This is a genomic window from Atribacteraceae bacterium (genome assembly GCA_035477455.1).
GTDB lineage: Bacteria > Atribacterota > Atribacteria > Atribacterales > Atribacteraceae > DATIKP01.
Window position 1 is genome coordinate 1 of sequence record DATIKP010000009.1, and the last position, 9,764, is coordinate 9,764.

The following is a 9,764-nucleotide window of genomic DNA, read 5'->3' on the forward strand; positions in this document are numbered from 1 at the left end:
GACTGGATGGTGGTTGGCCGGATCACTGGTGCAGCATCCGGTTTATGAGAGAAAATCTGTTGGGTTTTCCACCAGGATCTTAATCTGGCGCATAAAGCGCGCCGCATCGCTTCCATCGATCACCCGGTGGTCGAACGAACCAGTCAGGAAGACGGTCAAACGGGAGACCGGCTTCCCCTCCCGACTCACCAAGCGCTCGGTGACTTGCCCAACGGCCAGGATAGCCGTTTCCGGGGGGTTGATGAGTGCCGTAAAGCGGTCGATACCCCAGGCTCCTAAGTTGGACAGGGTGATCGTCGCGCCACTGAGGTTAGCGGGAGTGAGCTTGCCCAGTCTGCCTTGCTCCACCAATTGGACCCGCTGTCCGGCGACCTGACGCAGAGTCATTTTTTCGGCTCCCCGGAGGACCGGTACCAGCAGGCCCCGTTCCGTGGCCACCGCGAAACCGACATTGACCTCGTGAAAAACCCGGATGGACTCTCCCTGAAAGCGGGCATTCACTGCCGGAACCTCCCGAACCGCCCGGCTTAAAGCGACAACCAGGCAGTCGTTGAGCGAAATCCACGCTTCGCCATCTCTGCGCCGGTCGTTCAGATTTTTTCGGTAGGTTTCGAGGTCGGTCATATCCAGACTGACCTCCAGGGTGAACTGGGGAATGTCCCGCTGGCTTTGAGTCATCCGCCGGGCGATCAAACGCCGGAAATCCGTCAGAGGAATGTCGGTAAAGGGCAAGGCGGGGTCCGCTGGGAGGCTTGCGGTGGAAACATCCCGCTTTTTGACCGTTTGACCATTTTCCGGAATCAGGGACGCCAAAGAAATACCCTTTTCCCGGGCCAGCTTACGGGCCGCGGGCGAGGCCAGAATCCGCTTCCCGGAGAGCGGGACCAGTCCACCGCTTGTCGTCTCGTCCTTTTTTTGGATCGGCTCTGCGGAGGGCGACACCTTCCTTTCGTCCCCCTCCTCCGGTAATACCTCTCCCAATTCTCCGACATAGGCGACCACCTGTCCGGTGTTCACCAGAGATCCCACCGGAGCGAGGATAGTCAGAAGATGTCCCTCCCGGAAAGATTCCACTTCCAATACCGCCTTGTCGGTCTCGATCTCGAAGAGCACCTCTCCTTTTTTAACGGACTCCCCCACGCTCTTGCGCCAGGCCAACATTTGAAATTCACTGGTGGTCTGTCCCACGGAGGGTACCTTGATCCCGGAAGCCACGCTATCCCCCCCCTTCTATGCTTTGCCGGCACTCCCCAGGATAGACAGAAAATGACCGATTTCCTCCCTCAGGCAATCCCGGGCCTCCTGCAGAACATCCTGCCCGCCACCTTGCCCCAGAAGCTCGTGAGGGTCGGAATACTCGATTTCCAGAGAGGAAAGCCGCGTACGCACAGTGTTTAACCAGGTCCTTTTCAGGAGCGTTCCCACATTGACTTTCGTGATTCCCAAGCTAACCGCTTCCCGTAACGCTTCCCGGTCTATCCCCGTCCCCCCGTGGAGAACCAGGGGTACCGGAACCGCCTTACACAACGAGCGAAGAAGGGGAAAATCCAGGCTGACCTTTTCGGTTTCCAGCACGTGGACATTGCCCACCGCCACAGCCAGGGCGTCCACTCCGGTCTGATGGACAAATTTCCGGGCTGTTTCCGGGTCGGTTTTTTCACCGCCCCCCCAAGTCCCACTCTTACGGTCCGCCCAGGGGAGTTCTCCCAATTCACCCTCCACCGCCCCATGGTGGACCCGGGCGGCATCTACCAGGCACCGGGTTTCCCGTACCAGTTCATCATAGGAGCCTCCCGAAGGGCTGGCATACATTACCGCGTTGAAACCGGACTCCAAACCCCTGATGAGAGTCGCGATCCGTCCGGCCTCGTTGAGAAGGAGGGCCATGGGAACAGTTGCCTGTTGCGCCACCGATCGCCCAAGAGCGGCATAATGAGTCAGGTGCTCGGGAAACCGGCGAACCGGATTTTCCAGAAAACCCCCGTTAAAACCGATGATCACCGGCGAACGAGCGAGTTCCGCCGCATCGGCTACAGCCAATAACGATTCCAGGTTCCAGGATTCAAAATATCCAACGGCATACCGGTTGTCCCGGGCGGACTGGAGAAGGTCTTTCATTGAAACCAGGGGCATTTCATCACCCTCCTTCAGGCTTCCATCAGTTTTCTCGCTTCTTGACAAATCCGCTCGACCGAAGGAATCACAAAATTTTCCATGACCGGAGCAAAGGGAACCGGCACATCAAAAGCGGCCACCCGGCGGATCGGCGCATCGAGAAGGTAGAGAGCCTCGTCGGCGATGGTGGCCGCCACTTCCGCTCCCCAACCATTGCGCCGGGTATCCTCCTCGACGATCATGAGACGCGAAGTTTTTTCCAGGGAATGGATGACCGCCGCATAGTCGAAGGGGACGAGCGACCGGGGATCGATCACTTCCAGGCTGATGCTTTCCCTCTCGAGAATCTCCGCCGCTTGCAGGGCGCGGTACATCATCAAGAGGTTGGCAACGACGGTGATCTCTTGTCCCGTCCGACGCAGAGCCGCTTTTCCAAAGGGGATCAGGTACTCTTCCTCGGGGACTTCCCCTACCGGGCTAAGAGCCGATTTTTCCGCACGACTCCCCTTGGCTCCATAAAGAAGCTTATGCTCGAAAACCAGCACCGGGTTATCGTCACGAACGGCGGTTTTTAAAAGGCCCTTCGCGTCATAGGCGGTCGCTGGACAAACCACCTTGAGGCCCGGCACATGGGTAAAGAACCCCTCGGGACTCTGGGCGTGCTGTGCCCCCCGCGTCGTGGCCCCCACCGGCGCGCGCACGACCATGGGTACTGAAACCATCCCTCCGGACATATAAGTCATCTTCGCCGCCTGGTTGACCAGTTGATCCATCATACAGAACAGAAAATCGGCGTATTGTACATCGGCGATCGGACGCATACCGGTCAGCGCCGCTCCGACCGCGGCTCCGGCAATCAGGATCTCGGAAATCGGCGTGTCCAGAACCCGTTCCCGGCCGAATTCTTCCGCCAAACCCAGCGTGACGGTAAAAGCTCCGCCAAACCCCCCCGGGATGCCGATATCCTCTCCGAGGCAGAACACCCGCTCGTCCCGGATCATTTCTTCCCGAATCGCCTGGCGCAAAGCTTCAGCGACACTCATCACTGCCACGTCCGGTTCACCCCCTCGAAATAGACGTCCTTAAGAGCATCTTCGGGGCGAGGGTCCCTGGCGTTCCGGGCCTCAGTCAAGGCCCGCTCGATCCTTTCGATTACCATCCCTTCAATTGTCTCAAGATGCCGCTCGTCCGCTTCCCCATTGGCGAGCAGATGTTCACGCAGGCGAATAATCGGATCCCGGCTCTTCCAATATCCTTCTTCTTCCCGGCTCCGGTAACCACAGGCATCACTTCTGGAATGACCGACCATCCGATAGGTCTCGAGCTCCAAAAGTGTCGGCCCCCCACCCTGCCGGGCCCGGGCAATGGCTCTTTGAGCCGCTTCGTTGACCGCCAGGACATCATTTCCATCCACCACTTCCCCCGGCATACCATAAGCACAGGCCCGGTCGGCTACATGGGCGACCTTGAGCATATCCCGGATGGGCGTCGAGGCGGCATACAGGTTGTTTTCACAGGCAAAAATCACCGGGAGGTCCCAGATCGCCGCTCCGTTCAACGCCTCGTGAAAAGCTCCCTCGTTGGCCGCCCCCTCACCGAAGAAACAGACCACCACGTTATTGGTCCGGCGCATCTTGCAGGACAAACCGATACCCACTGCGATCGGTAAGCCCCCGCCCACGATGGCGATCGCCGGAACGGCACCCACCGCCATATCCCCCAGGTGCATGGAGCCCCCTTTACCCCGACAGCACCCACTGGCTTTAGCGAACATCTCCGCCAAGCAGGATTCAACCGACACCCCTTTAGCCAACGCATGGCCGGCCGGCCGGTGAGTCGAAGTCATGTAATCGGTGGTTCTCAGATCGAAGAGCATCCCCACCGCACAGGCTTCCTGTCCCTGGTATTGGTGAATGGTCCCGGGCATGATTCCTTCCAAAAACAGGTAATAGATCGTTTCCTCGTATTGGCGAATAAGGGCCATCATCTCGTACATCCGGAGATGACGCACCGCCTCATCGGTCTTCATGACTTTTTCCATCCTTCACCTATTTAAATCCAAGTTTGACCTGCAATTACACAAAAATCCGTTAGTCAGGGCATTTTTAATAAAAAGTCCTACGCTGCATCAGGCGCCTTCCCATTTTTAACAATCCTTTTTTGTTTTGCTTTTCGTAATCTCGACCAGGCGCCTTCCCGCCAACGACTCGCTTGTTATGAAGATATTATATACAATTATAGCCATTGACTCAACTTTCGCACATCACAATCATGAGCTTCTCCCTCAACCACGGGGGAACATGGTTCCGGAATGCGGATATTGACTGTCTCAGATGAGTCGCCGGAATGTGAAAAACCAAGACTCCCTCACCCCCTTTCCCGGCGCGGGACAGGGGAAACCGGAAGATGAGGAGCTCCCCCGGCTCCCCACAGAGAACCGGGACCGGCGGGGAAAGAACGGGAGATCTTAAAAAAAGCGCTGGCCGTCTTCTCACGGACAAAAAGATGAGTGAGTTTGAACAGGTGCACCGGAATGTCTCTTAATATGCTGTCTGTTATTTCGGGGGAAGGTCAGGAAGAGGGTTATCTGCCGGTGTTCTATCCGGGGTAGATCCATGTATGGTAGCAAACCCCCCTGCTTCACTACTATCTTCTTTGTTCAGCGGGAGATTGGGGAATGTCCAATGCAAGGTCAAGCGGCTCACTCAATTGAATTTTGATTATCTCTGTATTATCGGGATAGGCTGGATTTCGCCCTGTACTGAACGGGAAATTATTATCATTGGTAATCACGAGTGTATCTTCACCAAGCATTGTCACAGCTTCTACTGTTACAAATGGGAAGCTAAACGGATTTCCAAGTCCAATGTCCTCTGGTCGGCCAGGAAGAGAGATTAAATCCGGATCGGCTATATCCATAAGGTCGGCAATTTTACGTTTCGTGACATATCCTTCGGCATCTATCTCCCTCATGTCCATTACAAATAATTGTTTATGCCCTGCCGTTATGCCTTGTTCTCCATCTCGTTCAATTACAATAAATTCATTTTCATTGACAGCAATCATATCACCGGTCATAAGACCTTCATCCATGCGATAGAAGAACCTCTTATCGGTGAATTCGTTGGTTTCCAGGATAAACTCAAAGATAACTCGCCTATTCCCGGGGTCTGCTATCAATGCTCTTTCAAGCATGGGATAAAGTCTTGTTCCATCTGCACTAAGCGCCATTCCTTCGAATCCACTGCTTCGTGGCAAGGTATACGCCTCACCGTCTTCAAGGAATGGATTCTCCGGTGCCATGACACCGGATATCATGATCGGCGGCTGAAGAACAACCCCCTCTGTATCCGTTTGGAATATAAACGGTCCAAATTCGTCTCCGAACCACCAGGTTCCATCAGGTGCTACCTGGAGTGATTCTTATAAAAATCATCCCCGCCGTCCTCGTTCAGGCACTTAGTGCCCGCCATGGTCAAGACGTCTTTTCAATAAATCAAGCTATAGGGGCGCTTTTTCTAAGAACGGTCCAGCGGAAAAGCTGAATCTGTTCTCGTTTTTTCCAACCGACGGCCCGCGGCCATTTCTGCCCATCAGTTGCTTTGTTTCTCAGATAAGAGGCTTAGCTTCCTATTCCGGAGTGGTGATTTTTTCCGAGGATTTTTGGAAAAGTCTCTTGACATATTCTGGTATTATGGTACCATAATGCCAGAATAAAAGGCAGGTACCCTATGTCCGGATTGTTCCAACTCAATGAAGCCACCTCCATAGCCTTCCACGGTATGGCTCTTTTAACCGCGGCCGACACTCCTCTCAGTAGCGGGCACCTCGCCCGGGAAACGGGATCGTCGGAAGCACACCTGGCCAAGGTCATGCGCCGGTTGGCGCAGGCCGGCCTGGTGACCGCGACCCGGGGGCCGGGGGGGGGATTCACTCTTGCTAAGGCAGCCGTGAACATAGTTCTTCTGGATATTTACCAGGCCATCGAAGGACCGTTCACCACAAACGAGTGTATCCTCAACCGGAAAAACTGTCCCTTCCAATGCTGCTTGTTCGGTGGTTTCCTGGAGAATATCACCGGGGAATTCAAAGATTTTCTCACCCGGCGTATCCTCGCCGACTTGGTCTCTTTTTCACCGATAAAACCGCTGGTCAGAAAGTAGACACTAAAACAACAGGGAGGCGATCAAGATGACGGAAAGAAAGACGAAGCGATCCATTATCACCATCGACGAAGAGAAATGCAACGGCTGCGGGCTCTGCGCGACGGCCTGTGCCGAGGGAGCCATCGAGATCCGCCAGGGCAAGGCCCGCCTGGTCAGTGACAGTTATTGTGACGGGTTAGGAGCCTGTCTTGACGAATGCCCACAGAACGCAATCCGGATCGTGGAACGGGAGGCGGAATCCTTCGATGCCGCCGCGGTGGAGAAACACCTGTCCCGGAAACCAACCGCTGGTCCCCCGCTCTGTCCGGGGTCGCTGGCCCGTACGCTTTTTCGGGAGGACTGGTCAACCGTTCCCCACACCCCGGAAGAAGGCCGCCAGCCATCGCTTCTGGGGAACTGGCCGGTTCAGATAACCCTGGTTTCTCCACAAGCTCCGTACCTGAAAGGCGCTCCCCTGGTGATCGCCGCCGACTGTACGGCCTTTGCCTACCGGGATTTCCACAGGTCATTTCTCCCGGGCAAAATCCTCTTGATTGGCTGTCCGAAATTGGACGATGGGACTTATTACCTGGATAAACTTACCGAAATGTTCACCGTCAACCAGCCCGTTTCCGGCGAGGTGGTATACATGGAAGTGCCCTGCTGCGGAGGTCTGGTCAAGCTGGTGGAAGAGGCCCGCCGCCGGAGCGGGATCACATTTCCCCTCACGCTGACCAAAATCGGGATCAATGGCGGGATCATCAAAAGAGAAGTGATTCAAAGCGCAGAGTCCAGGGTTCAGGGTTCAAAACCTCAACCGCAGGAAGCCCTGAAATGATGAAAATCCGGGGAGAAGGCACTGGCCCTTCTACCCTTTCACCCATAAATCATATAACAGGGAGGCGATATTCAAATGTTCTGTTACCAGTGTGAACAAACCGCAAAAGGGTCAGGTTGCACCACTTTTGGGGTGTGCGGAAAAACCCCAGAAACAGCGGCGCTACAGGATCTCCTCGTTCATGCCACAGAAGGAATAGCCACGTATGCCCACCGCGCCGGTGCACTGGGTGTCCGGGACCGGGAAATCGACCACTTCGTCCTGGAGGCTCTCTTCACCACCGTCACCAATGTGAATTTCGACCCGGAACGGCTCCGGGGAATTCTCTTAAGGGCCGCCCAGCTTAAAAGCAAGGCCCGCACGTTGTATGAGGAGGCCGCCCGGACATCCGGAAAGCCGGTGGAAACCCTCACCGGACCAGCTCAGTGGACGCCGGCCGACACCTTAGAGGGGTTGATCCGCCAAGGCGAGGAGGTCACTCTACAAAAACACATCAAACGGATGGGCGACACCCCCGCTGGCCTCCTTCACCTGATCCTCTACGGCCTCAAGGGGGTTGCGGCCTACGCCGACCATGCCATGATCCTGGGAATAGAGGACAACGACGTCTATGCCTTCTTCCACGAAACCCTCGATTTTCTGACCCGCAGCGATCTCACGGTCGATAACCTCTTGAGTCGGGCCCTGAAGGTGGGAGAAGTGAACCTCCGGGTGATGGAAATGCTCGACGAAGGGAATACCGGTACCTACGGCCACCCGGTACCCACCTCGGTGCGGGTCACCCCCCGGGCGGGCAAGGCCATCGTGGTCTCCGGCCATGATCTCAAGGACCTGGCCGAACTCCTGAAACAGACGGAGGGAACCGGGATCAACGTCTATACTCACGGGGAGATGCTCCCCTGTCACGGTTACCCCGCACTGAATCAGTATCCGCACCTGGCCGGGAACTACGGGGGGGCCTGGCAGGACCAGCAGAAGGAGCTTGACGCCTTTCCCGGAGCGATCCTGATGACCACCAACTGTATCCAGAAACCGAAGGAAAGCTACCAGGCGCGGATCTTCACCACGGGGCTGGTAGCCTGGCCGGGCGTCACCCATATCTCGGACCGGAATTTCGCTCCGGTCATCGAAGCGGCGCTGGCCGCCCCCGGCTTTCCGAAAGACGGTCCGGAGAAAAATATCCTGGTCGGTTTCGGCCGTAATGCCGTGCTGGGGGTGGCCGACAAGGTGATCGAAGCGGTCAAGGATGGGGCAATCAAGCACTTTTTCCTGATCGGTGGCTGTGACGGGGCCAAGTCAGGACGCAACTATTACACCGAGTTTGCCCAAGCGGCGCCGAAAGACTCGGTGATTCTGACCTTGGCCTGCGGAAAGTACCGCTTCAACAAACTGGATTTCGGAGAAATCGGCGGCCTCCCCCGGCTCCTGGATGTGGGACAGTGCAACGACGCCTACTCAGCGGTCAAGATTGCTTTAGCCCTAGCCGAGGCTCTCTCCATCGACGTCAACCATCTTCCCCTGTCGCTGGTCCTCTCCTGGTACGAGCAGAAAGCTTGCTGTATCCTGCTCTCCCTCCTCCACCTGGGGATCAAGAACATGCGGCTGGGACCCAGTCTCCCGGCCTTTATCACTCCGGCGGCCTACCAGGTCTTGAAAGACAACTTCCACTTGCTGCCGATCACCACGCCGGAAGAAGATCTCAAGACTATTCTCAGCACTGTCCCCGCCTGAGCGAAGTTTCGAACCGCCCCGGTCGGGGAACCATCCCCACCGGGGCAAAGAGTCATCATTGCCGTTTTAGATTCTGGTGTAACTCTTCGAAATATTGCATCGGTAGCCCCGAGGAACGGTAAGGTGCTTCCAAAGAAGCGAGGTCGTATTCCAGACGTCGAATCTCGACCGCAAGCCGGTCGTCCGACAGGTCAAGCAAGGCCCAGGACACCCGCCAGTCTCCGTCCTTGGGCCTCCCCACGCTCCCGTCGTTCGCGAAGAGAAGCTCCCCGACCTCCCGGACAAAGGGACGGTGGGTGTGCCCACAGACGAGCACTCCGGCCTTTTCTCCGGTCATGACGTGGCGCAGAGACTCATCCGGCCGGTCCGGATAAAGATACTCATTGATCCGGCGGGGACTGCCGTGCACGAACAGGAGGCTTATCTTCCCCACGGTCATTTCATAGCGAGGCAACAAACTTTTCAGGTATTGCCGGCTGTCCAGGGTCACGGCGGCGTTGGTCCAACGAATGGAGACCAGCCCCAGAGCCTTCTCCTCCTGCGTCCGGTAGGCGCAGCCACATTCTTCCACGGCGTTGCCCACCCCCTGGTCGTAATTACCCATCACCACCGGTATGGCGAGAGAGCGGATCCGCGCAATGACCTCGTTGGGAAAGGGGGCGTAGCCGACCAGGTCCCCCAGGCAGACCAGGTGCTCCACTCCACATGAGGCGATGTCCGACAGGACCGCCTCCAGAGCGGGGGTATTACCGTGGATATCGGAAAAAACGGTGATTGTCATGGGCGGGGGGGGGAACGCCTATTCATCGTCCTCTTCATCGTCCTCTTCATCGTCCTCTTCCCGGCTATCGCTCTCTTTTTCACACTCGGAATGTTCCTCTTCCTCCGGCGGGATCTCCGGTTCCACCGAAGTGATCCGGAATTCCGGTCTCGTG

General features: G+C 56.5%; 8 protein-coding genes and 1 pseudogene. 3 read left to right on the forward strand and 6 right to left on the reverse strand.

Going from position 1 to position 9,764, the window contains the following annotated elements:
* Positions 1-42 precede the first annotated feature (42 nt).
* The 5 genes and pseudogenes from VLH40_00335 to VLH40_00355 all read right to left on the reverse strand — a co-directional run bounded on the left by VLH40_00335 (position 43) and on the right by VLH40_00355 (position 5,526).
* Complete coding sequence (locus tag VLH40_00335) at positions 43-1,215, reverse strand: dihydrolipoamide acetyltransferase family protein (protein ID HSV30457.1); 1,173 nt, start codon at positions 1,213-1,215, stop codon at positions 43-45.
* 15 nt (positions 1,216-1,230) lie between these two features.
* Positions 1,231-2,133: a class II fructose-bisphosphate aldolase gene (locus tag VLH40_00340; GenBank protein ID HSV30458.1), complete on the reverse strand. Its 903-nt coding sequence runs from the start codon at positions 2,131-2,133 to the stop codon at positions 1,231-1,233.
* A 14-nt stretch (positions 2,134-2,147) separates the two neighbouring features.
* Positions 2,148-3,158, reverse strand: coding sequence for an alpha-ketoacid dehydrogenase subunit beta (locus VLH40_00345; protein ID HSV30459.1), 1,011 nt, complete (start codon positions 3,156-3,158; stop codon positions 2,148-2,150).
* A complete protein-coding gene (locus VLH40_00350; GenBank protein HSV30460.1) occupies positions 3,158-4,144 on the reverse strand; it encodes a thiamine pyrophosphate-dependent dehydrogenase E1 component subunit alpha in 987 nt (328 codons plus the stop codon). Before VLH40_00350 ends, VLH40_00345 begins: the two co-directional genes overlap by 1 nt.
* Before the next feature lie 617 nt (positions 4,145-4,761).
* Positions 4,762-5,526 (reverse strand): annotated as a pseudogene (locus VLH40_00355) (esterase-like activity of phytase family protein).
* A gap of 320 nt (positions 5,527-5,846) precedes the next feature.
* On the opposite strand from VLH40_00355, the gene VLH40_00360 reads away from it, so the two are divergent.
* From VLH40_00360 to hcp, 3 genes are all read left to right on the forward strand, one after another.
* Positions 5,847-6,278 (forward strand): Rrf2 family transcriptional regulator, encoded by a 432-nt coding sequence (locus tag VLH40_00360; protein ID HSV30461.1) that lies wholly within the window; start codon positions 5,847-5,849, stop codon positions 6,276-6,278.
* Between the two features lie 28 nt (positions 6,279-6,306).
* On the forward strand, positions 6,307-7,098 hold the full coding sequence (locus tag VLH40_00365) for a 4Fe-4S binding protein (protein HSV30462.1): 792 nt from the start codon (positions 6,307-6,309) through the stop codon (positions 7,096-7,098).
* Between the two features lie 75 nt (positions 7,099-7,173).
* The gene (hcp, locus tag VLH40_00370) at positions 7,174-8,829 is read left to right on the forward strand and encodes a hydroxylamine reductase (protein HSV30463.1); all 1,656 of its coding nucleotides are present in this window, start codon (positions 7,174-7,176) and stop codon (positions 8,827-8,829) included.
* 55 nt (positions 8,830-8,884) lie between these two features.
* On the opposite strand, the gene VLH40_00375 is transcribed toward hcp, so the two are convergent.
* Positions 8,885-9,610 carry a metallophosphoesterase family protein gene (locus VLH40_00375; protein ID HSV30464.1) on the reverse strand — a complete coding sequence of 242 codons (726 nt, stop codon included), beginning with the start codon at positions 9,608-9,610 and terminating at the stop codon, positions 8,885-8,887.
* Between the last annotated feature and the right edge of the window lie 154 nt (positions 9,611-9,764).

Coding starts and splice junctions, on each gene's coding strand:
- VLH40_00340 (HSV30458.1), bottom strand. CDS start 2,133: ATGCCCCTGGTTTCAATGAAAGACCTTCTCCAGTCCGCCCGGGACAAC.
- VLH40_00345 (HSV30459.1), bottom strand. CDS start 3,158: ATGAGTGTCGCTGAAGCTTTGCGCCAGGCGATTCGGGAAGAAATGATC.
- VLH40_00350 (HSV30460.1), bottom strand. CDS start 4,144: ATGAAGACCGATGAGGCGGTGCGTCATCTCCGGATGTACGAGATGATG.
- VLH40_00360 (HSV30461.1), top strand. CDS start 5,847: ATGTCCGGATTGTTCCAACTCAATGAAGCCACCTCCATAGCCTTCCAC.
- VLH40_00365 (HSV30462.1), top strand. CDS start 6,307: ATGACGGAAAGAAAGACGAAGCGATCCATTATCACCATCGACGAAGAG.
- hcp (HSV30463.1), top strand. CDS start 7,174: ATGTTCTGTTACCAGTGTGAACAAACCGCAAAAGGGTCAGGTTGCACC.
- VLH40_00375 (HSV30464.1), bottom strand. CDS start 9,610: ATGACAATCACCGTTTTTTCCGATATCCACGGTAATACCCCCGCTCTG.